Source organism: Cyclobacterium xiamenense, assembly GCF_009467825.1.
GTDB classification, from domain to species: Bacteria; Bacteroidota; Bacteroidia; order Cytophagales; family Cyclobacteriaceae; genus Cyclobacterium; species Cyclobacterium xiamenense.
Genome location: NZ_WIOK01000006.1, coordinates 1 through 24395, shown reverse-complemented (window position 1 = coordinate 24395; position 24395 = coordinate 1). Strand labels below are relative to the sequence as shown.

The 24395-nt window shown below is 48.6% G+C and carries 13 protein-coding genes; 8 read left to right on the top strand and 5 right to left on the bottom strand.

The window, feature by feature from the left end; translation table 11 throughout:
• Positions 1 to 4 precede the first annotated feature (4 nt).
• Entirely contained in the window at positions 5 to 1759 is a 1755-nt protein-coding gene (locus GCU44_RS05895) for an asparaginase domain-containing protein (RefSeq protein ID WP_206670810.1), read from the top strand.
• A 9-nt stretch (positions 1760 to 1768) separates the two neighbouring features.
• Entirely contained in the window at positions 1769 to 3334 is a 1566-nt protein-coding gene (locus GCU44_RS05890) for an amidase (protein ID WP_241684854.1), read from the top strand.
• A 276-nt stretch (positions 3335 to 3610) separates the two neighbouring features.
• Here the strand turns inward: GCU44_RS05890 and GCU44_RS05885 are convergent, their stop codons facing one another.
• The 4 genes from GCU44_RS05885 to GCU44_RS05870 form a co-directional block, all read right to left on the bottom strand.
• The gene (locus GCU44_RS05885) at positions 3611 to 4180 is read right to left on the bottom strand and encodes a hypothetical protein (RefSeq protein WP_092171553.1); all 570 of its coding nucleotides are present in this window, start codon (positions 4178 to 4180) and stop codon (positions 3611 to 3613) included.
• 27 nt (positions 4181 to 4207) lie between these two features.
• Positions 4208 to 5833, bottom strand: coding sequence for a SusD/RagB family nutrient-binding outer membrane lipoprotein (locus tag GCU44_RS05880; RefSeq protein ID WP_154855053.1), 1626 nt, complete (start codon positions 5831 to 5833; stop codon positions 4208 to 4210).
• A gap of 12 nt (positions 5834 to 5845) precedes the next feature.
• The gene (locus GCU44_RS05875; protein WP_154855051.1) at positions 5846 to 9130 is read right to left on the bottom strand and encodes a SusC/RagA family TonB-linked outer membrane protein; all 3285 of its coding nucleotides are present in this window, start codon (positions 9128 to 9130) and stop codon (positions 5846 to 5848) included.
• Positions 9131 to 9703: 573 nt separating this feature from the next.
• Entirely contained in the window at positions 9704 to 10987 is a 1284-nt protein-coding gene (locus GCU44_RS05870) for a M23 family metallopeptidase (RefSeq protein WP_154855049.1), read from the bottom strand.
• Positions 10988 to 11220: 233 nt separating this feature from the next.
• Here GCU44_RS05870 and aspS point away from each other — a divergent pair, with 233 nt between their 5' ends.
• On the top strand, positions 11221 to 12978 hold the full coding sequence (aspS, locus tag GCU44_RS05865; protein ID WP_154855047.1) for an aspartate--tRNA ligase: 1758 nt from the start codon (positions 11221 to 11223) through the stop codon (positions 12976 to 12978).
• Positions 12979 to 13002: 24 nt separating this feature from the next.
• On the opposite strand, the gene GCU44_RS05860 is transcribed toward aspS, so the two are convergent.
• Positions 13003 to 13692 carry a lysoplasmalogenase gene (locus GCU44_RS05860; protein WP_154855045.1) on the bottom strand — a complete coding sequence of 230 codons (690 nt, stop codon included), beginning with the start codon at positions 13690 to 13692 and terminating at the stop codon, positions 13003 to 13005.
• Positions 13693 to 14105: 413 nt separating this feature from the next.
• Between GCU44_RS05860 and GCU44_RS05855 the strand changes: the two genes are divergently transcribed.
• The 5 genes from GCU44_RS05855 to GCU44_RS05835 all read left to right on the top strand — a co-directional run bounded on the left by GCU44_RS05855 (position 14106) and on the right by GCU44_RS05835 (position 24265).
• Positions 14106 to 17423, top strand: coding sequence for a TonB-dependent receptor (locus GCU44_RS05855; RefSeq protein WP_154855043.1), 3318 nt, complete (start codon positions 14106 to 14108; stop codon positions 17421 to 17423).
• 25 nt (positions 17424 to 17448) lie between these two features.
• On the top strand, positions 17449 to 18432 hold the full coding sequence (locus tag GCU44_RS05850; protein WP_154855041.1) for a fasciclin domain-containing protein: 984 nt from the start codon (positions 17449 to 17451) through the stop codon (positions 18430 to 18432).
• A 360-nt stretch (positions 18433 to 18792) separates the two neighbouring features.
• Positions 18793 to 19872 (top strand): efflux RND transporter periplasmic adaptor subunit, encoded by a 1080-nt coding sequence (locus GCU44_RS05845; protein ID WP_154855039.1) that lies wholly within the window; start codon positions 18793 to 18795, stop codon positions 19870 to 19872.
• Positions 19873 to 19878: 6 nt separating this feature from the next.
• Positions 19879 to 22941: an efflux RND transporter permease subunit gene (locus GCU44_RS05840; RefSeq protein ID WP_154855037.1), complete on the top strand. Its 3063-nt coding sequence runs from the start codon at positions 19879 to 19881 to the stop codon at positions 22939 to 22941.
• A 1-nt stretch (position 22942) separates the two neighbouring features.
• Complete coding sequence (locus GCU44_RS05835; RefSeq protein ID WP_154855035.1) at positions 22943 to 24265, top strand: TolC family protein; 1323 nt, start codon at positions 22943 to 22945, stop codon at positions 24263 to 24265.
• The last annotated feature ends 130 nt before the right edge of the window (positions 24266 to 24395 follow it).

Here is a 24395-nt window from a genome sequence, read left to right as displayed (position 1 = left end):
CACCATGACAACCACTCACCACTTTCATAAAAAACCGATAGGAATATTGCTCGCTTTGTTTGTACTGTGCCTCGGCGAGGGCTTTTCGCAAGAAAAACCCAGGATCGCCATTTTCTCCGGGCCCACTGCGACCATTCAAAACAGCTATCCGCTGATCACCAGCAATAAGGCAAGGGAGGCAAACGACCTGCCCCTTCTGAGAAACGAACAGGGAGAACCATTGCCGTACGACCGCTTGTACTACCAGCGTTTAGCGGCCCCGGTCACGCTCTACGTGGAAATGTACACGGCCCATCCGCTGGAAAGCGACGTGAGGGAACTATACGGTGCGCCTGACGGATTTGTCGGCGCAGATGGGAAATTTCGCCAGACGCGGAAAGACCCCTCCGACAAGCCGGTATTGAAGATAGCGTTAAAGCCGGAAGACGGGCTTTACCCCCTGCCCTACATGGCGGTTCAGGCAGATGGTCAGCCCTGGGACGGTACCGCCGCTTATCCGGGGGCTCCTTTTTCTGAGTCCAGGCAGACATTCTATCCCAATGCATCCCGGATATTTGAAGAAATCGAGCGTGCGGGAGGAAATATCCATGGAATTGCCGACTACGACTTTTTCAGACCTGCGCCCGCTGGAGGGTATACCAAAGGGTTGCCTGCAGAGCTACGAACGGATGTCGGAGAAGGGGATATTGCGCCCGAGACATTGGGAAAGGATTTCTTCACCTATGGCCCTTACGGGGCCTCTCAAAACCGAATGCAACTAGCCAGGGCTACCAATATGGTACAGCGCGTAATGGCGTCGGGTGAGTACGATGGCTCCATCTGGCTCGAAGGAAGTCCAAGTATCGAAAACACGGCGTATTGGATGGGGCTGCTCATCGATTCCAAATCTCCCCTGGTTTTCAATGCCGCACAGCGCATGCGGGGACTGGTGAGCGCAGATGGGGATCAAAATATCATCGATGGGATTCAATATATCGCTTCCGGGGTATGGGCAGGGGATGACGGCGCCAGTAAGGTGGGCTCTGTCATGATCCAGGATCAGACCATTTTTTCCTCCAGAGAAGTGCAAAAAGGCGACGCCAAACCCGGAGGATACGTGGTCACTGGCGGCTTTGGAGGCGTGATCGGCTCCATGGGATACGGGGCGAAACTTACCTTTCTTCCGGTAAGAAAACATACCCACCAGTCCGAGGTGAATTTTAGCCGGATTCCAAAATCCGTACCCGGCATTACGCTTTCGGATAACGGGCTTATTGCTACCGTAGACGTGGCTGTAAAAGGACCCGATGGAGAACTCATTCCCGAATCCATGCCCATGGTTACCCTGTACAAGAGTGCTCGTTGGAAAACAGAAGACGATGGAAGCGACGATCCTTCCAGTGAGGTAGATATTCTTGCCCGGATCAACGATAACCTGAAAAAATACCCACTTGCCGGATTTGTGGGAGAGGGCATGGCGCCCTATGGTTCCATGATTGCCCCGATGGATGCTGCGCTGGAGCTGGCTGCCCTGCACGGGTTTCCAGTGCTGAAGGCAGCTCGGGGAAACGCCGACGGGTTTATGGATACCAATCCCAATAACCTTTTTATTGAAGGACACAATATAACCGCCACCAAGGGTCGCATACTCCTGATGGCATGTATACTTCGGTTTGGAGCTTATCCTCCGGCAAAAGATCCCCAAAACCCGACCGATGAAGAGCTAGAGGCCATAAAAGAAAAGATAGCATTGTATCAGGAAGTTTTTCACACCCATTAATCCAACCCCATGTTTATAAAAAAATCAGTGCAGGTGATGCTTGTGTTCTCACTGGTTGGCCTTGCCTGCAGCTCACCAAATGCGAACGAATCCAATTTTCCATTGCTTGAGGCCACCATTGCCGGCATTCATGCGGCAATGGAGAAGGGAGACGTTACCGCACAATACCTGGTAGAAGGATACCTTCGGCGAATCGAGGCGTTTGACAAACAGGGGCCTTCCATCAATTCAATAATCATCGTGAATCCGGAGGCCATGGAAACGGCCAGGTACCTGGACAGCGTATACGCCGCAAGCGGAAAAGTGGGACCTTTGCACGGTATCCCCCTCATCGTAAAAGACAATTACGATGTAAAGGGAATGCCCACCAGTAACGGTACGCTCGCGCTCAAAGAATCTTACCCGCCCGATGACGCGTTTCAGGTAAGGAGGCTAAGGGAGGCTGGCGCCATCATTATCGCCAAGGCGAATTTGGCGGAATTTGCCTCCAGTGGAGAATTTTCCGTTAGTTCGGTACTGCCGGGGTACAGTAGAAATCCCTACGATACCCGCCGAACCACTGCCGGCTCCAGCGGGGGTACCGGTGCGGCTATCGCTGCGAGTTTAGCGGTTGTCGGATTAGGTACCGATACCGGAAGTTCCATCAGGGGACCATCTTCCCATCAGGCCCTCGTCGGCATACGGTCCACCATGGGATTGACCAGCAGGGATGGCATTGTACCGCTTGCGCTTACCAATGACATTGGTGGTCCTATGGCCAGAACGGTTGAAGACGCCGTACGCGTATTCGATGTCATCGCAGGATACGATGAGGCAGATACCGTTACGCAGGCCAGTGTGGCTTCCAAGCCGGATTCCTACCTGCCGTTTCTTGAAGGGAGTTCGTTGAACGGGAAGCGAATCGGTGTATTGCATCAGCTTTTTCCGAAAGCAGAATCAGATACCAGCGTTTATTCCCTGATGATGACTGCATTGGATGATTTGCGCGCGGGTGGTGCCATCCTTTTGGATAGCGTCCGGATTGAGGAACTGGACTCCCTGAACGAGTCCGGGACCCGCATCCGGCAATTGAAGCGAGACTACAATGCCTACCTGGCCAGTCTTGGAGACAGTGCTGCCTACAAATCGCTGCAGGAAATCATTGATTCCGAAAAATACCACCCGTACTTAGAGAAGCGCTTGATCGATGCACAAAATGACGTGGATGTTCCCGAAGCGCATCCTGATTGGGAAAAAAACATGGCGTTGCGACAGGAATTGCGGAACCGAATCCTCGGTGTAATGGATAGCCTGGAACTAGACGCGCTTATCTACCCCTCCTTTACCTATCCGCCCAGATTGATCGGTGACCTTAATGGTCCCCGGGGGGATACCAGCGGAAAGCTTTCACCACCAACGGGTTTTCCAGCCATCGCCGTGCCGATGGGCTACTCCTATGGAAGGTATCCAGCCGGATTCCAGCTGCTTGGAAGGCCCTTTAGTGAGGGAGAATTATTCAGTATTTCTCATGCGTACGAGCAGCTTACCCGGCACCGACGGGCACCTGAAGGTTTTGACGAAATTGGGTTGCAGTAGGCAACCTGCCGGGGTCAACCGGCGTCACCAAAAACGGTTTTCTGGAAAACGCGTGTGGTTGCATTCTACGGGTTATTTAAAACAGCTCATAGGCGAAGGGTATATAAAACCGGGGGAGAAAAATAAAAGACCCCAGTTTTAGGTGTTCAATTGGGTTTGTCCTTCTGGATTAACGTTCGCTGTTAGGTGATTGATGAATTACTAAAAAAACAAAAAAATGGAGCTCTAGTAGCTCCATTTTTTGTTTTGACGAAATCTGCTAATTCGCGGTCTGTCCTAATTTTGTTCGTTGGGATTCTGCGGATTGGGAGGCCGTACCTCCAAAACCAGCGTTCCAAATCCGGGCAGATTGGTATAAAACTGCGCATACCGGCCCGTATACCGCCCGTCCAGCGAGGGGTTGTAGTTGTAGTACTGACCGTACTGCGAAAACCGCAACCCTTCGCTTGTTGTAATTTCGTAGGTAATCCGAAATTCGTCCCGGGACAGACCTGCGTCTGCTATGGAAGCAGGTGATTCGCCAAAATACCCATAGGCCTCCGCGCCTGTCATGGAAATGGACGAGGGAAAGTCGGTAAAATTACCCAGGGAAACCCGGTTAGAACCGCGGTTTAGAAACAATTCGATGGACGAAGCCGTATGAACGCCGAAGCCTTCGTAGCTTAGGTCAAAGGCTACTTCGCTGGACTCGAGTTCCAGGATATTGAACCAGTATTTGCCGGGTTCCAGGCTGGCATTGGCGATGATGCCCACTTCGTAGTCCGGTTCTTTGATGGAATCTTCTTCCAGACAGCTACTAAAGGTAAGGGCCAGGGCAACGAGTGAGATATAGGAATGTCGTTTCATTTTCTTGTGATTAAAGTACGTTCATGATCAGGGTTGGCTCCAGAAAACCGGTTCAAAGGGATCCGGACTGTAATCGGCCAGGGAAGGATTGGTTTCCAATTCCGAAACGGGAATGATGAATCGCTGCGGATAGGGAGGATTTCCCATGACCGGAGAAGTTTCTGCGAAGTCTGGATAACCCGTCCGTCGGTAATTCGTGTACGCCTCGATGCCATTTCCCCACAGTGCCAATTGGTATTCCGTCATGATAATGTTGAGTTTTTCTTCCTCGCTTTCGGTGGCGTTGTACCGGGCTTGTACATCGGCAATATAGGCAGCGATTGCCTCGGAGGACATTTCGTAGGGGCTACCTACGATGGAAGGCATTTCCTCGGCGCCAAAGTTTTTCACTTTTTCCATAGACAGGCCGATGGCGTCGGTCAATAGCGCCAGCGGATCGCCATCGGTAGCGGTGGTCAGTGCCATTTCGGCATGCAGAAACTTGACCATGAACGAGGTCAACATGGGAAACACACCCCGTCCGGTTCCGTCCGATGCCGTGACCGTTCTGGGGGCGTCGGTATCCACCAATCCGCCAACCGGGTACACCCCAAAAGTGGCGATCAATGCTCCTTCGTTGGAAAACGCAGAGGGATCTCCTGCGTCCCGACCCAGGTACCCATTGCCAATAAGCCCAATGGGACAGCCTCCCCCGGCGCAGGTTACCACCGATCCGCCGCCATCGCCGGGAACTTGTCGGAACAGGTAATACCTTAGCCGTGGGTCTTCCACAGTGCGGTAGGAAACCCGGCGACCCGTCACGCCACTAATGGTCCCGTCGTTTAGCAAATTTGCCATGGTCCAGTTGTCCATCCAGTAAGCCGTGGCCTGATTGTAATGGTTGACATGCAGGGGGTGCCGGTTCTGATTGGGCGTTTGCTGACTGCCGTATTTTAACTGAAAGTCATCCGAGGCGGAGGAAATCAAGTCCGCGTTTATCAGTTGATTGAAGCCTTGTACGGAATTGATGGAGTTTTCCTTCCGTGTCTGTGCGTATAGCTTTAGTTTCAGGGTATTGCCCATTTTGATCCATTTGCTGCGGTCGCCCCCGTAGATCATGTCTCCTTGCACACTGCCGGAGGCGGCACTCAATTCCTGAATCCCCTGATCTATCTGCAGCAGGAGATCGGCATAGATGGCTTCTCCCTGGTCTACGGATGGAAAGGTAACCTCAGGATTCAGTGCTTCAAAGTAGGGTACGTCCCCATACAGGTCCACCATGACACTGAATGTGTAGGCCTTTAACAGGCGGGTAATACCCCTGTAGCCCAGATCCTCCTCTGATGAGCCGTCCAGTATCGCTTGCAGGTTTGCCAGCGGTCTGGAATACAGATTGACCCAGGACTCGCTGTAGGTGCCTTGGTTTTGCTCGTAGTTTCGGATGGCAGTGGTATACCACATGCGACTGAACGAACCCGCATTGGTATTGGGTACATCCAAAAGGTTTGACACCAGGGATACCTGTGCAAATGCCAGGGTATTTGGCAGGGCCAGTTGGGTGGAGGTGTTGGGGTCGTTGTTGATATCCAGCAGGTCTTCACTGCAGGAAAATAGGCAACCCAGACAGCAAATCAGGGTCACTGAAGCGGTATATGTGAAAGAAAATCGATTCATTTTCAGAGCTAATTAAAAGGTCACGGATAAATTCATGCTGTATCTTCTTGCCGATGGCACACCGATAAAGTCAATACCTCTCAGGCCGGGAAAGGAACTCGTTTCCGGATCCAGGTTTAAACCCTCGTGAAGATTCGGTGTGATAAACCACAGGTTTCTCCCCGACATGCCTAGATTGGCAGAACCAAAGGGGGTTTTTTGGAGCCATCGCGCCGGAAAGCTGTAACTGAGCGCTACTTCTCTCAGTCGGAACACCGTCGCATCGAAGGTATGAAACTCTTCAGCGGCATTCCAGCCGAAGCCGCCGCGGTCGTACCACCAATTAAAATTGGTAATGTTGATGGTGTTTCGAATGGGTTCACCGCTGGCGTCTACTGCCGCCATGTAATTACCATTTTCATCCCGGGTGAGACTTCCGTCTGCGTTTCTGGCAGCGATGTATCCGGGCATGATTCGGGAAACCATCCGGTCACCCGCGTCGTTCGTTAGACCTCGTCCGACAATTTCCCGGTTGGATTTGGAATACAGGTCTCCTCCCTGCACCCAGTCCATCACCACGGCTAGCTTTAGCCCTTTGTAGGAGAAGTCGTTGGTAATCCCCACGACAAAATCCGGGTTGGGATCTCCGATCACCTGGGGTTCCGGATTGTCAATGTACTTTCCAAAGGTAGTTCCTGGTAATCCATCGATAAGTAGGTTGCCTGCCGCGTCGCGGATGGCCTTCCTACCGATGAGTACACCAAACGGCTGCCCGGTACGATGCGCGATTTGCACAATTTCACTACTTCCGGCACTGCTGGTTAAAACGATTTGGTCCACTCCTTCCTGTAGTTCCAAAACCTCGTTTCTGTTTCGTGTAAAGGCGGTAAAAATATCCCAGTTAAAGCCATTGGGGCGTTCCAAAACTTTTAGGTTCAAGCCGATTTCAATCCCTCGGTTTCGTACCTTTCCAATATTAACCACCTGAGTGGCCGAACCACTGGAGGGAGGGACATTGATTGCGGTGATTCCGTTTTCCGTGGTACGGTCGTAGTAGGTGAAGTCCAGACCGATTCGTTGGTTTAGGAATAGCAACTCGGTGCCCAGTTCGGTTTCGGTGGTGAGCTCGGGTTTTAAGAGTGGATTACCCCGGTTGCTGTTGATGGCGGAGCCGTTTACAGTGCCGTATTGGTTTGCAAACGGAAATTGGGTACTACCGCCGCCACTATTCACTGGTTGGTTGAGTAGGAAATTGTTGGTAGTAAGATAGGGATCGGCGTCGTTTCCAACCTGCCCGATACCTGCCCTGATTTTGGCATAATCAAGAAAAGAGCTGTTCCATTCCAGCGCATCGCTCAGAATGACAGAGGTACTAAGTCCGGGATAAAAGTAGCTCCGGTTGTTTTCCGGCAAGGTGGAGGACCAATCGTTTCTTGCCGTCAGGTTCAAAAAGGCCCATTCCTGATAAGCCAGCGAAACATCGGCAAACAAGCCGGCAAACCTTCTTCGGACGAAGCGGTCTTCAATAATAAACTGCGAAGAGGTGTTTGTAAACGATTGAATGCCCCGTTCGATGACTCCATTTCCACCAAATTGGTTGGTCGTAGTGGTGCGTTGGTTGATATTCCAGCCCGTGATGGTGCGTAGGTAAAAGTCATCCGAAAGGGCTTTGTTGATGTTGATCAAAAGGTTCCCGTCCAATTCTGCGTTGGAGAAATTGGATCTGCGCATGAAACCGGATTGCTGAATAGCCGAACCGAAGCCTCCTGGCTCCATCATAAAAAACCGACGATCGGTGTAGGCATTGTATCCAAGTTGGTAGGCCACCGAGAGCCAGTCGGTCAGGTCATAGCTGGCTTTGATGTTTCCAAAGTAGCGGTCCACATTGCTTTCGTTCATGGAGTTATCCGCCACCCATAGGGGGTTGTTTGCGGTACGGTAGTACATGGCACCTCCGTCTTCATCCCGTTGGTAGGGATAGCCGTCCAGGTCAAAACTCGTGGGCATCCACAAGACCAACTGAGCGGCCGATTGATTAAAACCACCAAAATTACCGCTACCGAGTGCCGGGTTTTTTTGCACGGTACTCACGTAATTGAGTGAAGCACTTAGTTTCAACCCATTGTCCAATTCCGCATTTCCGCCTACGTTTGCCGAAATTCGGTTGACCGAGGAATTCGGGATGATCCCGGTATTGTCCATCCAGGAAAGGCCCGCCGAAACCGATGTTTTTTCTCCCCCCGATTGCACCGATACGGCGTGTTCCTGTAATTGTCCCCGCTCGAAAAAGTTCCGGTATTTATCCGTAAAGGGCTGGTACCGGACGTTGTCTCCGCGGGTAGCTACGTTTTGGTAGGAAGGGGAGTTGAGATAGGGACCCAAGGCAGGGTTGGTATACGGATGCGGCACGGAGTCGTAGGCCGTGTAGGGCGCGCCAAAGGAACCGAAATAGTTTTCGATGTATACATTTCCGTTGCCACCTTGTCCGTACTCGTTTTGGTAATCCGGAAGCTTGGCTACTTCCTCGACGCCGAAGGAGGTGCTATAGCTGACTTCCATTCCTTTGCGGGAAATTCCGCTCCCACTTTTGGTCGTTATGATCACGACGCCATTTTGGGCTCTAGATCCATATAGTGCCGCAGCGGCAGCTCCCTTTAATACCGTTACCGAAGCAACAATATTTGGATCTATGTCGAAGGAGCGGTTCGTAACGCTATTTCCCTCCGAATTAGAGAAGCCCTGGGTAGAGTTATCGAAAGGAATTCCATCCACGACAAATAAGGGTTGATTGTTTCCGGTAAGGGAAGAGCTTCCGCGAATGGTGATGTTGGTATTGCCTCCGGTCACGCCACCTGAGCCTTGAATGAGCACGCCGGCCACCTTTCCATTTAGTGCACGTACCACATCCGGTTCGGAGCGTTGGGTGAGGTCCTCCGAGTCTACCTCGGAAACGGCATAGCCCAGGGCTTTCTTTTCCCGTTCAATACCGATAGCCGTGACGACGACTTCATTTAATGCATTCATGCTGGAAGCCATCGATACATCGATCACCGAGCGACCTCCGATGACCGCTTCCTGCGTGGCCATACCAATAAAGGAAAAGACGAGGGTTTCTGCTTGCGAAGGGACATCAAAGGCATAGTTGCCATCCAGGTCAGAAACGGTTCCGGTCGTGGAGCCTTTGACCAGTATACTCACTCCGGGTATGGGAGAGTTGTCTTCTGCGGATAGGATTGTTCCGCTAATTCGTTGGGTCTGCGCAAAAGAAAATTGCACGAAAAGCCCGACTAATAAAATTAGTGGTAATTTCTTTCTCATGTGTTAGTTGTTAGTGGAATAGGGAAGTTAGCCAATGTTTGAGATAATCGGCCATTTTGTCCGAAAAATTTGGAAACTAAAGAAAAAAAATATACTTAAAATACTGATAATCAGAAATTAATGACAACTATTGAGGTCTAAGATGCATCGCTGGTTCTCCCGAGGTGGCGATTGCCTCAGAGGAAAGCGAGAACCAGGCAGGTGTAAAATAAATTATTGCCAATAATGATTATAAAGCCATAAACCCAAATTAAAGTTTGTTTTATGTTTTATTATAACTAAAAAAATGGAAACTTTCCCATTTTCGCAAAAGTGAGAGCTTGGGCATGATCGGGCATAATCCTGAGAAATCCAAAACGAATAAAATCATGTCAGGAAGAAATCTGACGAAATAATTATTTTTTCACCGGAAGTGTTAAATCTTTGCAAAAGATGCCGATTTTTTTTACCAAATCAACACCGATATTCGATTAACCTTATTGAATATTCAGTTTTGGTAATGGGTTGAACTTGAGCCGATATTTTTAAATCCGATACAACTTCCTTTTGTATAGGTGTAAATTTGAACCGTTGTCAGTCAGCAAAAGAACTTGTAAGTAATTCTGTTTTTTCACTGTAGGGGATCGCCAGCAGTTTGGTTATTTTTTCTGACTTTATTTGTTCGAAAGCCTGCAGGTTCTCTTCCGCGATGGGTTCTGCGGGTGGGATGTCCTCCTTTAGCCAATCCACCTGTTTGCCGTGTTTCCAGAAGCGGAAACATAGGTGGGGACCGGTGGCAAGGCCGGTACTTCCCACGTAGCCTATAACCTGCCCTTGCTTCACCCGGGTACCTTTGCGAATACCTTTTCCGATTTTGGACATGTGTAGGTATTGGGTGGTGTAGGTGCCGTTGTGCTTAATTTTGACGTAGTTTCCATTTCCCCCACTGTATCCCGCTTCCAATACGGTACCGTCGCCTACCGTACGGATTTCCGTTCCCCTGGGCGCGGCATAATCCGTTCCCAAATGGGCTTTGTAGCGCTTTTGTACCGGGTGGAAACGACTGAGGCTATAGCGGGAGCTGATGCGGGTAAATCGGAGGGGGTCACGTAGAAAGGCCTTTTTGAGGCTATTCCCTTCCTGATCAAAATAAGAAACGATTCCATTTTGCTCGAACGGGATGGCGTGGTACCCCTGTCCCATGTGCTCGAAATAAGCGGCTTCAATATCCTCTATACCCACCGTTCTGTTTTCTACTTGCTGTTCTTTGAAGATGACCTTAAATTTATCGCCTTTTTGCAAGCGTTGGAAATCGACCACCCAGCCGTACAAATCAGCAAACTGGTCAATCAGATCCGGGGTAAGCCCCAACTCGGTCATGTTTACATACAGGGAAGAAGTAATGGTGCCCCCGATTTCCCTGTCGATGATTTCCATTGGTTTGCTCTCTTTGTAAATTTCGGGCTGATCCAGTTTGAATACCACAAATTCGGTCGGGTTTGGTTCGTAAATAAAAAACCGCGCTTGTCGAAGGGAATCTCTCGGTGTGAGAACCGTGTATTTTTTATTAAAAGCGATCTTTTTGACATCGAAAATCTCCGCAGATTTTTTGGCGATTTCATCGATAATTTGATAAGGTACGTTAAACGGGGCGAGGATGGCGGAAAGTGTTTCGTTTCTCCGTACGATTCCCTCGGTAATATCGAGCTCGTCCACGTTGATTCCGTAGAGCAAATTTTCTTCTACAGGGATGCTTTCCAGGGGCTCCAGGAGATCGGTCTTGTCAACTTCCTCGGCGGGAATTTCGTTTTTCTGAATCACCCAATAGGTCATGCCAATAATCAAGACGATTCCGCCGTATGTCCAAAATTTTTTCATGAAATCAAGTTTAAATAATAAAAGCTACACAAAATAAGTCAATTTTCCGCATAAAGCAGCCTTGTTTAGGAAATTTCTGCCTCAATATACGGGATTAATTTAATTCCCACCTTTGGTTTGCTCCTTTCAACGTGTAAAAATACCCGCCTATTGTTTAATCTTGGGGCTAAAATAGCAATCTCTGCATTGAATGTTTATCTTTGGCGATTCATTGCAAAAAAACGTAAAAATTTATGCTTAGGACACATACTTGTGGGGAGTTGCGGTTGGAGGATCTGAATAAAATAGTAACCCTTGCCGGCTGGGTGCAACGGGTACGAAACAAAGGTGGTTTGATTTGGGTGGATTTACGGGACAGGTATGGAATCACGCAGTTAATTTTTGAAGAAGGCGAATCGGATGCCGCCATGCTCAAAACTGCCGCCTCATTGGGGCGGGAGTTTGTGGTACAGGCCACTGGGAAGGTCATTGAACGTACCGCCAAAAACAACAAGATCCCCACCGGGGATATTGAGATAAAAGTGGCAGAAATTCAGGTATTGAACAAAGCCAAGGTGCCACCCTTCATTATCGAAGACGAAACGGATGGAGGCGAAGACTTGCGGATGAAATACCGGTACCTCGATCTACGAAGAAATACCATCCGGGAAAAGCTTCACCTGAGGCACCGGATGATGCAGGAAACCCGGAAATACATGGATCAATCCAATTTTATCGAGGTTGAGACGCCGGTATTGATCAAATCCACTCCGGAAGGAGCGCGGGACTTTGTGGTTCCAAGCCGCATCCATCCCGGGGAGTTCTATGCATTGCCCCAATCGCCTCAAACCTTCAAGCAATTGCTAATGGTGAGCGGTTTTGACCGGTATTTTCAGATTGTGAAGTGCTTCAGAGACGAAGACCTGCGTGCTGACCGCCAGCCCGAATTTACCCAGATAGATTGTGAATTATCCTTTGTTGATCAGGAGGATATTCTGGAACTTTTTGAAGGATTGATTCGGCACCTTTTTCAATCGGTCAAGGGGTTGGACCTGGATGACATTGTGCGCATGACCTATGCAGATGCCATGCGGCTGTACGGCAACGATAAACCCGACCTAAGGTTTGGGATGACCTTTGTTGAGCTAAACGAACTGGCCCAGGGAAAGGGGTTCAACGTGTTCGATTCGGCGGAGCTGGTGGTTGGTGTTTGTGCTAAAGGAGCGGCTGAGTACACGCGGAAGCAACTCGATGAACTCACCAACTGGGTGAAGCGCCCGCAGATCGGGGCCAAAGGAATGGTATACGTCAAATGCAACGCGGACGGAAGCTTCAAATCATCGGCTGACAAGTTTTATACCCAGGATGATTTAAAGGCCTGGGCAGAAAAAGCAGGAGCTTTGCCGGGCGATCTTCTGCTGGTTTTATCTGGCGACCTCCATACTACTCGCAAGCAACTTTCCGAACTTCGCCTCAAGTTGGGAGAGGATCTGGGCTTACGGGACAAAACGGTATACAAGGCCCTTTGGGTACTGGATTTTCCCCTGTTGGAATGGGATGAGGAAACCGCCCGGTACCATGCCATGCACCATCCCTTTACTTCCCCAAAAATGGAAGACCTGCCTTTGCTGGAAACGGACCCGGGAAGCGTACGGGCCAATGCCTACGATCTGGTGATCAATGGGGTGGAAATCGGAGGCGGTTCCATTCGAATTCACGATAAGGAACGGCAGCAACTGATGTTTCGACACCTGGGCTTTTCGGAAGAGGAAGCGCAGGCTCAATTTGGGTTTTTGATGGAAGCCTTCGAATACGGAGCTCCCCCCCACGGGGGCATCGCATTCGGTTTCGATCGGCTTTGCGCGATTTTTGGAGGAAGCGACTCCATCCGGGACTACATTGCTTTTCCAAAGAACAACGCAGGAAGGGATGTAATGATCAATTCACCAAGCGCCATTTCCGGAGATCAACTGGCAGAACTTTCCCTGTCCGTCCAACCAAAAAAGGAGTAGGATGCGGTTTGGGTTATCCGAGGCTTAGCGCGGGTGTACCAGGTGGCTTCGGATGCCCATCACGATCAGCAGTTGCGCAAGTATATAGGCACCCATCGTCAGAATGCCGGCATCCGGGATGGGATGGAAAAACCGGTCCAGTGCAAGTAAGCTGTTGGACGTAAAGAAAAGGAGCGCCCCAAGGAATACCTGCCAAAAACTTGCAGCAGGCGTTCTTCCGTACCGTTCTCTGGCCAGCGTAAGCATCATGACCAGCACCAACAGATAGATGACCACTGGTATTTTTAGCTCTTGTAATTGTCGGTGTATCAGGAAGTAAACGAATGCGGCCATAATGTACACCGGTAAGTTGTACAGAAACATGTTGATAAAATTGACTCGTAGCGGATTAAAGCTATGGTTTTGGGTGAGTTTGAAGGCAAGGATGTAGCAGATCAGGGTCATAAAAAAAGCGCCCAGTCCATATAGAAACAAGGTGGGAAATAGCAACAAAACGTCCCCAATCAAAGAAAAAACCAAGGCAGCGGCTACACTTTTTCGCAACAAACTTCCCCGAATCAGCCAGGTAGATTGTAGAAAATACCCCAGCAGGGAGGCGATGAGTAGGGGTTTGCTATAAATTCGGAACTGATTTTCAAGGTTTACGATCAATGCCATGTCGGCCATGGCTGCAAAAAGGAAAAAATACAGCCAAACGATTCCTTTTTTATACATTTTTATTGGTTTTCGGTAATGGATTCTAATTGGAGTCCAAAAGATAAAGACTTTAGCGGTAAAAATTCAAATACAGGGCCGCAATCGGTAAATTTTATCCGGCTGTTTTTTGAATATCCTGCTGCTGGTCCCGTTCAGGTAAATTACCCGATGAATAAAATAAGTAGTTGGAATTTTATATGGTATTTTTAATAAAATTAGTAAAAAAATATTTTTATAGAATGTGTAGTGGCTATTTAAAAAATTTACTTCTTAATTCTAAAGTTAGGGAATTGTTAACTACTTTTACGGGATAAATTGAAAACATAACAATTTGCAAAAACGATAGTCTTATTATAGGGTTATCTTTGTACTTGCCCAATTAGCCTAATTTCTAACCGAAAGTTTTCAAATTAAACCTAACTACTAGTAAAATGAGGCAACTACTACAAAAAAGTCTTTTTGTGATGCTAATCCTTGCCGTGTGCTCGGACTTAGCGTATTCACAGGGAGTTACCACTGCCAGCATGCAGGGAACGGTGTCGGATGACACCGGAGAAACTTTGCCAGGAGCGAATGTGGTCGCGATCCACGAACCTTCTGGAACGCGGTATGGTTCTGTCACCAATATCGACGGCAGATTTAACCTTCCAAACATGCGGGTGGGAGGTCCGTACACGGTCACCTTTTCTTTCGTAGGGTTCGATGAAAAGGTATACGATGGCATTATCCTTTCTTTAGGACAGAAATACACCATTGATGCCACTTTTACCGATGGAGTAGAGCTTGAAGCCGTCGAAATCATTGGGCGACGAGATGGAATCATGAACGCTGACAGAACAGGGGCTTCCACTTCCCTGAATAACGAGCGGATTAATTCCATGCCTACGATCAGCAGGGGGATCAATGATTTCACCAGGCTGACTCCTCAAAGTAACGGGACCAGTTTTGGAGGAGCAGATCAACGGTATAACAACTATACCATTGACGGGAATTTGTACAACAATAACTTCGGGTTGGGTTCCAGCCAGTTTGCTGGAGGCAATCCCATATCACTGGATGCGATTGAAGAGGTTCAGGTCAACATCGCTCCGTATGATGTTACCCAAAGCGGGTTTACGGGTGCGAACGTGAATGCGATTACAAAAGCCGGCTCCAATGAATGGAGAGGTACAGCGTATACCCTTTTTAGAAATGATCGCCTGCAGGGTGTCACCGTAAACGGCGGCCGAGATGTACCTTTTTCCGCCTCGCAAACCAATATTCACGGGATTGCGTTTGGTGGGCCTATCATTAAGGATAAATTATTTTTCTTCGTAAGTGCTGAAACGGAAATCAATGACCTTCCGGGCGACAACAGATTGGCTGCACGACCGGAACAAGGGTTGCTTCCTGATAACCAAATTGTATCGAGAGTTCCCGCTGAGCGAGCAGAATTTGTCAGCCAGCAACTGAACGATTTGTATGGCTATCAGACCGGCGCTTACGAGAACATACCGTTTGCTGACGATGCGACCCGATTAAATTTTCGCCTGGACTATAATGTCAATGATAGAAACAAGTTAACGGTACGTTATAACCGTTTTCAGCAATTGAGGGACGTGACCGTAAACGGAAACAGTATCAGGGGCCTACCCGGAAGTTTACGGTATAGAAATACCAACCGAGGCGGAATTGAAGCGTTGACGTTCAGAAATACGCATTACACGTCTGAGAATAATGTTTCATCCATCGTGGCTGAGTTGAATTCGACGCTGGGAGACAACATGGCCAATTCACTGAATATCGGCTATACCAGCGCCATTACCCAGAGAGGGGTACCCGGAGGTCAGGAATTTCCGATGATTGAAGTGTTGGAATTCGATGGGAATACGCCTCTTTACTATCTTTCGATGGGTACGGAACTGTTTACGCGGGGAAATCTCCTGGACAACAAGACGTTCAATTTGACCAATAATTTTAACTACTTTATGGGTAACCATACGTTTACAGCGGGGGTTAACTTTGAGTACATGACGTTCGATAATGCCTTTAACCCCACCTGGGATTCCTGGTACAGGTATAATTCGTATGACAGTTTTGTGGAGAGCGTGATTAATCAGAATCCGAACGTACGTCCGGATGGTTTTGCCATCGGTTTTACGTACGATGCCGACAACCCCTTTACGTTGCCTACCGATCAGGTAAGCTTTGGACAGGTAGGCCTGTACATCCAGGATGAATACCAGGTTACCAGAGATTTGAAACTTACCGGGGGCTTGCGGATAGACATGCCTTTTTATCCCATCGATGCCCCAAGAAATCCACGATTGGACGCACTGAATATTTCGGTAGAAAACCCCAGGGAGCCGGGTCAGATGATCAGCCCTGACGTGAGTCAGTTTCCTCCGGTAAATCCGGTTTTCTCTCCCAGGTTTGGATTCAATTGGGATGCGATGGGTGATGGCTCGCTGCAGGTAAGAGGGGGTTCGGGACTGTTTACAGCGAGACCTATTTTCGTGCACCTTTCCAACCAGATCAATGCCAATGGTATTACCAGGGGTTTTGTAGGAAAAACAGCAGATCAGTGGGAGGAAGGCGAATGGCAGGGCTTTCAGTCCGATATCAACTTCTACCGACCAAATCCGGCAGAGCAGGAGCCCAACATCTCCAGCTCCGTGAACGTGACGGACGAAAACTTCAAACTGCCCCAAACCTGGAGGTCAAATTTGGCGGCGGATTATCAATTTGGAGACGGATTTATTTTTACGTTGGAAGCCATGCACTCCAACGATTACAACATGCCCTTTTCGGCAAACCTTGCCAGTACCCCCACGGGTGAATCGGTCAATATCGGAGGGAATGCCTATCCAACGTATAGCCAGGGGATCGAGGGCACTCGGATCAATGAGCTGTTTTTGCTAACCAATATCGATGTGGGTACCTACAGTGCCCTGACCTTGTCTTTGCAAAAAGATTGGGGATCGGGGATCTTTACCAGCCTGGCCTATACCAGAAGCCAAAAAAGAGATTTTGGCCTAATCGGTGGTTCGCAGGCAGCTTCCCTCTGGCCTACGGCGGTACAAACGGATAGAAATAATCCGGAAGAAGGATTCAATCGCTTTGATCAACCGAATAGGGTAGTGGGTCTGGTTTCTTTCAACACCAAGGGGTTGAATGAATACAATAACACCCAAATATCACTGTTTTATGAGGGTGGTGAGCAAGGAAGATACAGCTATACCTATTCCGGGAATTTTGGTGATGGCGGCGGTATTCGTTTGATGTACGTCCCCGAAAGCCTTGAAGATGCGCAACTAATGGACCGAGTGTCGGGAGGCGTAATCACCCAAACAGCTGCAGAGCAATGGGCAATTTTGGACCAGTACATAGAGAGCGATCCCTATTTACGCGCCAACAGGGGCCGGGTCACCGAAAGAAACGGTGCTACATTGCCCTGGTTACACCGCTTCGATTTCAGGTTGATACAGGACCTTCACCTGACCAAGGATACCAATGCGCATAAGCTTCAGATTTCCCTGGATATCTTAAATGTAGGAAACCTATTGAAGGATTCTTGGGGAGTGGGAAGGCAGGTGATACAAAGTAACCTGTTGAATTTTAACGGAGTAGATGATAGTGGCAATGCCCAATTTACCTTAAACAGTATCCAAGGTCAGTCCGGCGTCTACCCTACCCAAATTTCTCAGTCCCTATTTAACCTTAACCAGACCTGGAATGCGCAGGTTGGCTTAAGGTATATTTTCAAATGATCTGTGATCCAAAGAAGACATTCCAATGAAGAATCATACGTTTAAAAATATCCTATTTCTTCTGGCAGCGGGCCTATTGATGGCCGGCTGCATCGATGCAAATTACGAAGAGCCGGTAGCCGGAAGAACAGAAGATGCCCTCTTGAGCAATGTGATTGCGGCACAATCAGAGTTGAGTATTTTCAATGAACTCCTGGAGAGTGAAGGCTTGCTGCCATTATTGGTGAGTCGACAGACGCAGGAGCAGCGGGCAGTCTTCGCTCCTACGAATGCTGCCATTGAAGCATTTATGTCCGAAAACGGCTTTGAATCGGCAGAAGATATTGTAGGCCTGGAGAACGTGCTGGCCTATCATATTGCAGAGCCGAACATCAGGCAATCCGATTTATCCCGGTCGAATTTTAATTTTATTCAAACCAATGCAGACCAAAATATCTTCGTCAACCGATCTGGGGGCCAGGTGAGGTTTAATAACCAAACGGTCACTATTCTGCGTTCAGAAATGGGGAATGGGACGGTACACATCATTGATGAGGTGTTGCTTCCCAGATCAAGTACCATGGCTGCCTATTTGGATGGAAATCCGGAACTAAGCATTTTCAAGGAAGTCGTATCCTTTTTAGGGATGAATTCCCAGCTGTCTGCTAATTTCCGGACACTATTTATCCCCGATAACCAGGCCTTTACAAATTTATTGGCGGAACTTGGCGCAGGTTCTTTGGATGAATTGGTGGAAATGGTTGGTGAAGATGCGCTGGAAGAGATTGTCCGGTACCATATCGTAAACGACCTGGTCTACTCTGCCAATGTTTCTAATAATCAGCTGTTGACGCCTCAATTTGCTGGGGAGGTCAGGCCCAGGGTTTCCATTGATGGAGCGAATGTGATGCTTGCCTATGGGGAAGATCATGCAACTTCTACCCTGGTTACCGTGAACGACGATATCTTCCAAACAGGATTTGTTCACATTATCGATAAGGTGATGCTGCCGGTTCTGGAAGCTGAGTAAAACAGAAGTTCCCGTTTTCCACTGTAGGATTGCTGTTGATCAGGCCACCTTGGTTTAACCAGGGTGGCCTGATTTTCTGATTTTATGGGAGAAACCCGGTACCATTCCCGTTAACGCGGATGTTTACCTGCCATTGGCATTCTCGTTTTGCCTCTCGTGTTTATTTACTTCCTTATTATAAAAATATCAGTTAGTTTCGTTCTTCCTTGGAATGTTTTCAGAAGAATTGTGTTGCTCTTTTTAAAAAGCATAGCAGGAGAAGAAATTTTAATTTCCGAAACGTAAAACAAAAGCGAGAATAGTTGTTTCTTGCGTAACAAACATTTAGCCACTAAAACTAATTTAATACCAGCGCCCCTAATGAAAAATCAGACCAAAATCGTTTTGACGCTTGTCATCCTATTGGTAATAAGCATCGCATTTTTTTATCCAAGGCTTGATTTTAGCGGAAAACAGAATACACCTGCTCCACAAGCCTCGCAACAACCGGCGGCCCGAAACGCCATTCCAGTGGAGGTGATCACGCTAAAGGAAGAAAAGCTTGAAAACAGTCTCAATCTTACCGGTTCGCTTATACCCAATGAAATGGTTAGTCTACGGCCCGAAGTGGCTGGGTTGGTCGAAAAGGTTTCCTTTGAGGAAGGGCAGTTTGTGAAAAAAGGTTCCCCATTGCTGTACCTCAATGACGACGAGCTCCGGGCGCAATTTGATCGGCTCGATTTTACTAAAAAACTCTACGAAAGTCAGGAAAACAGGCAAAAACAATTGCTTGCCAGAGAGGCAATTAGTCAGGAAGAGTACGATATCGTTCTCAACCAATACAATACCAATTTGGCAGACCTTCGGTTGATTGAAGCACAACTTAATAAAATGGTGATTCGCGCTCCGTTTGACGGGGAACTGGGTTTTCGGCAAGTTTCCGAGGGGAGTGTTATCGGCAGCGCCGATGTGATCGCGACCATCGTGAACGTGGACCCCATTAAAATTGAATTTTCCATACCCGAGCGGTACTCGAGTGAAATCAAGGTGGGGTCGCAGATTTATTTTCGGTCAAACGTCTCCAATGATGAGGCCACAGGGGAAGTATATGCCATCGAGCCGAATGTAGACGCCGCCACGCGAACATTAAAAATACGGGCAAAAAGTCCAAATAAGGATAAAAAGTTCCTGCCGGGGATGTTTGTGCGGGTGCGCCTGGTTTTGAATGAGGTAGATGATGCGTTACTGGTTCCTTCCGAATCAGTGGTTCCTGAATTAGAGGGATATAAGGTGTTTGTTGCCCGGGATGGAGTTGCGGAATCCAGAAAAGTGGTCATTGGAAAACGCACCGATACGCGGGTACAGATTGTCGACGGGTTAAAGCCAGGCGAGCAGGTTTTAACCACCGGAATTTTGCAAGCCAGGGATGGAATGCCCATAACGATTACTTTAACCAACTGATAACGCATGTCCAGTTTATCCACCATCAGTATCCGAAGACCGGTACTGTCCATAGTGATGTCCCTTACCATCATGATTTTTGGTATTATAGGGATTTCTTTTCTTGGTATTCGCGAATTCCCCAGCGTCGACCCCCCGGTTGTTAACGTTCGTACCGCCTACGTGGGCGCCAACGCGGACGTTATCGAGGCGCAGATAACCGAACCACTGGAGGAGGCCATCAACGGTATTTCCGGGATCAAGTCATTGACCTCCATCAGTAATGATGGCAATAGTAGTATCACGGTTGAATTTGATGTGGGAGCAGACATGGAAGCAGCGGCGAATGACGTTCGTGACAAGGTTTCCCGGGCGCAGCGGAACCTGCCACCTGATACCGAACCTCCCATTGTTTCCAAGCAAGACGCCGATACCCAGCCCATCGTTTTTTTGAACGTGCAAAGCGAAAATCGAAGCTTACTTGAGCTCTCTGATATTGCCAATAACATTTTTAAAGAGCGTTTGCAAACCATTGACGGGGTGAGTGAAATACGTATTTGGGGAGAAAAGGAATATGCCATGCGGCTCCGGATGGATCCCCTGCGAATGGCTTCGTACGGGGTAACGCCATTGGATGTGCTCACCAAGGTGCAGAGCGAAAACGTGGAGCTGCCTACCGGTAGGATCGAAGGCGAGTCCATCGAGCTTTCCGTTCGGACAAGGAGCCGAATGAGTACTCCGGAAGAATTCAACCGGCTGATCATTAAAGAGGAAGCGAACAATGTGGTCCGTTTTCAAGATGTGGGCCGCGCCGAATTGGCCCCATTAAACGAACGCACGGTACTGAAGCGGGATGGCATACCCATGGTAGGTGTTGCCATGGTTCCCCTGCCGGGGTCCAACAGCATCGAAATCATCGACGAGTTTTACAGGAGGTTAGAGTTTATCAAAAAGGACCTTCCGGATGATATTCAGCTGGATATCGGATTCGATACCACCAAGTACATTCGGAACTCTATCAGTGAGGTACAGCAAACGATCTTCGTTGCGTTCCTGTTGGTAGTGCTGATCATTTTTCTGTTTTTGCGCGACTGGAGGACCACGTTTATCCCCGTGTTGACCATTCCTATCAGCTTGGTCGGTGTATTCTTTATCATGTATATGGCCGGGTTTTCCATCAATGTGTTGACCTTACTCGGAATCGTGCTGTCCATTGGATTGGTAGTTGACGACGCCATTGTGGTATTGGAGAATATATATACAAAAATCGAGGGAGGGGAAAATCCCGATAAGGCGGCCGAAAAGGGAGCCGAAGAGATTTTCTTTGCAGTAATTGCTACCACCGTTTCGTTGGCTGCAGTGTTTCTGCCGGTTATTTTCCTTACCGGTACTACCGGACGACTTTTTCGCGAATTTGGCGTCGTGGTGGCCGGTGCGGTAATTATTTCCTCCTTTGTGGCGCTAACGATGACGCCCATGTTGAGCTCAAAACTGCTAAAGAAACGCGAGCGGCAAAATTGGTTGCATCGAAAAACAGAACCTTTTTTCCTATGGCTCAACGAATTGTATGTTAATGCATTGACCGGGTTTATGAAAGTCCGCTGGATGTCTTTCGTATTGATTGGAGCTATGGGATTGGGAACTTATTTCCTTTTTATGTCTATTCCATCAGAGCTGGCACCAATCGAAGACCGGGGGCAAATACGAATCAACATGGCCGGTCCGGAAGGAGCTACCTTTGGCTACATGGACCGGGTGATTGACAAAATGACCGCGGAATTGGAAAGCCTGATTCCTAAGGAGGAACGCGAAGGACTGATATCCGTTACTTCTCCCGGTTTCGGAACAGCAAGTACCAATTCGGGATTTATACGGGTAATTCTTAAAGACGCCGAACAGCGGGAACGCTCGCAGCAGGCAATTTTTGACGAGGTAGCGGCCTATCTGAAACGGGAAACCTCTGTACGTGCTTTTGGTGCGCAAGAGCCATCCATCGGTGACCGCAGGGCCGGCTTGCCCATTCAATACGTTATCCAGGCACAAACCCTGGAAAAATTGAAAGAAATTATTCCGGTTTTCATGGAGCGCGTGGGCCAAAGCGAGGTGTTTACCTTCCCCGATGTAAACCTCAAATTCACCAAGCCGGAAATTGAGGTAGAAATTGATCGTGAAAAGGCACGAAACATTGGGGTGTCGGTTCAGGAAATCGCCCGAACCCTGCAACTGAGTTATTCCGGGCAACGGTTTGATTATTTCATCATGAACGGGAAGCAGTATCAGGTCGTGGGCGAAATGCAACTGGAGGATCGCAACGAACCCATTAACCTCCGCATGCTTTACGTTCGGGGCGAAGACGGGCAATTGGTACAAATGGATAACCTGGTGAGCATAACCGAGCGAAGCACGCCCCCGCAACTCTATCGGTTCAATCGATTCGTAAGCGCAACCGTTCAGGCCGGCCTTGCGCCGGGAGAAACGGTAGGTACCGGTCTCGAGGAAATGGATCGGATCGCGGCAGAGGTGCTGGACGATAGCTATACCACGGACGTAGCCGGACTTTCCAAGGAATACCGGGATAGTTCCAATAGTTTGGTTTTTGCTTTTGTCTTTGCCCTGGTACTGATTTACCTGGTGCTTTCGGCACAGTTTGAGAGCTTCCTGGATCCGCTGACGATCATGTTTACGGTACCATTGGCCATTTTCGGTGCCTTGTTGTCGTTGTGGCTATTTGATTTTACCCTGAATGTATTCAGTCAGATCGGTATCATCATGCTGATCGGTTTGGTGACCAAAAATGGTATCTTAATCGTGGAATTTGCCAATCAGCGAAAAGCGCAGGGAATGAGTATTCCCGAGGCGATCGAGGGTGCAGCGGCTGCGCGATTCAGACCCATTCTCATGACCAGTCTTTCCACCATATTGGGTATTTTACCCATTGCACTGGCGTTGGGTGCTGGTTCCGAAGGAAGGGTGCCCATGGGCGTGGCCGTCGTTGGAGGGATGGCACTGGCCACCATTCTTACCTTATTTGTTATACCCGGGGTATATACATATTTAACGTCTAAACAAGGAAGGTTAGCAAGAGTCTGATATGAAGAAATTTTTATTGATTGGTTTTCTGGGAGTAATTTCTTGCAACCTGTTTGCTCAGCAAAGAGAAACGTTGACTTTTGAACAGGCGGTAGAAATAGGCCTGGAAAATAATTTTGATGTCAAAATAGCTACCAACCAGGTGCTGCTGACTGAAAACGAACGAAAAATTGGGACGAGTCTGTTGATGCCCACCCTGGATCTAAACAACACCCGGGGCTACCGGAGAGAGGATACGGAACAGGCATTTGTAAGCGACCCCGAAAATCCACGGATTATTCCCGGCGCACAAACCCGAACCAACAATTACAGTTTGGTGGGCATCTATGGGTTTCGTGCCGATGCGGTGGTTGCCCTGCAGCGATTGGGCAAACTGGCCGAAGTGAGCGAACTGGAGGCCAAGGTCGTGATTGAAAATACCGTCGCAGCCATTGCCACGGCCTACTACCGTCTGGTGCTGGAGCAGCAACGGTACGAGGTCTTGAATACCACGCTGGAATTGTCAAACGAGCGCATGGAAATCGCCAAAGCGCAGTACGAATTTGGAAGAGCGTCTAAGCGGGATTTTCTGGCCGCGCAGGTGGATTATAACGCGGATTTGACAGCCCTGGTGAGTCAGGAACAGGTCATCCAAAATTCACGGGTTACGTTGAATGAATTACTGGCACTGGGGCCTGAAAATGATTTTGCGGTAAACGACACCATCACAGTTAAGGAAAACTTGTTTCTGGAAGACTTGCGGGACAATGCCTTCAGTAATAACAAAATGTTTTTGGTGACCCAGCGAATGGAAAACGTTGCCTACCTTCAGCTAAAGGAGCTGCGTGCCCAACGCTTGCCCACCATCACATTAAATGGATCCTACAACGACAATACCCTCAATTCCGCTGCGGGTTTTTTGTTGAGCAACGAGCAGCAGGGGATTAATCTGGGAGCAACCATTAGTTTGAACCTATTCAGTGGCCTTTCCCTAAACCGGCGAATTCAGGGAGCAAAAATCCAAATCAATAATCAGCGGCACCTGATCGAGCAATTCGAAAACCAGCTGCAGGCAGATTTGCAGCGAACCTTCAACACCTACGAAAACAGCAAACGGTTGCTGGAGATCGAAAAAAATAATTACGAAGTGGCGGTTGAAAATTCGGATATTGCCTTGGACCGGTTTCGCCTGGGAATCGCCAATTACCTGGAATTTAGAGACGCACAGGTAAACCGCCTTCAGGCGGAGAGTCGCTTGATCGAATCCTTGTACACGATTAAGGAAAATGAAATCGAACTGATGCGCCTGTCCGGGAAAATTTATTTTCCGGAAACGGCAGACTGAGTTCCCACCACGTAGGATAGTTTTAACCAACGAGGCTGTCCGAAAAGTCGGGCAGCCTCTAATTTAGTTGTTTTTTTTCTCCAAAAATGGTATTTTGGAGTTGTACAAAAAAGCAACTATGGCCAAGTTA

What these genes read in the sequence shown, in the direction of transcription:
- aspS (WP_154855047.1), top strand. Translation starts at nt 11,221, where the DNA reads ATGCTTAGGACACATACTTGTGGGGAGTTGCGGTTGGAGGATCTGAAT.
- GCU44_RS05845 (WP_154855039.1), top strand. Translation starts at nt 18,793, where the DNA reads ATGAAAAATCAGACCAAAATCGTTTTGACGCTTGTCATCCTATTGGTA.
- GCU44_RS05860 (WP_154855045.1), bottom strand. Translation starts at nt 13,692, where the DNA reads ATGTATAAAAAAGGAATCGTTTGGCTGTATTTTTTCCTTTTTGCAGCC.
- GCU44_RS05885 (WP_092171553.1), bottom strand. Translation starts at nt 4,180, where the DNA reads ATGAAACGACATTCCTATATCTCACTCGTTGCCCTGGCCCTTACCTTT.
- GCU44_RS05875 (WP_154855051.1), bottom strand. Translation starts at nt 9,130, where the DNA reads ATGAGAAAGAAATTACCACTAATTTTATTAGTCGGGCTTTTCGTGCAA.
- GCU44_RS05855 (WP_154855043.1), top strand. Translation starts at nt 14,106, where the DNA reads ATGAGGCAACTACTACAAAAAAGTCTTTTTGTGATGCTAATCCTTGCC.
- GCU44_RS05835 (WP_154855035.1), top strand. Translation starts at nt 22,943, where the DNA reads ATGAAGAAATTTTTATTGATTGGTTTTCTGGGAGTAATTTCTTGCAAC.
- GCU44_RS05895 (WP_206670810.1), top strand. Translation starts at nt 5, where the DNA reads ATGACAACCACTCACCACTTTCATAAAAAACCGATAGGAATATTGCTC.
- GCU44_RS05870 (WP_154855049.1), bottom strand. Translation starts at nt 10,987, where the DNA reads ATGAAAAAATTTTGGACATACGGCGGAATCGTCTTGATTATTGGCATG.
- GCU44_RS05890 (WP_241684854.1), top strand. Translation starts at nt 1,769, where the DNA reads ATGTTTATAAAAAAATCAGTGCAGGTGATGCTTGTGTTCTCACTGGTT.
- GCU44_RS05840 (WP_154855037.1), top strand. Translation starts at nt 19,879, where the DNA reads ATGTCCAGTTTATCCACCATCAGTATCCGAAGACCGGTACTGTCCATA.
- GCU44_RS05850 (WP_154855041.1), top strand. Translation starts at nt 17,449, where the DNA reads ATGAAGAATCATACGTTTAAAAATATCCTATTTCTTCTGGCAGCGGGC.
- GCU44_RS05880 (WP_154855053.1), bottom strand. Translation starts at nt 5,833, where the DNA reads ATGAATCGATTTTCTTTCACATATACCGCTTCAGTGACCCTGATTTGC.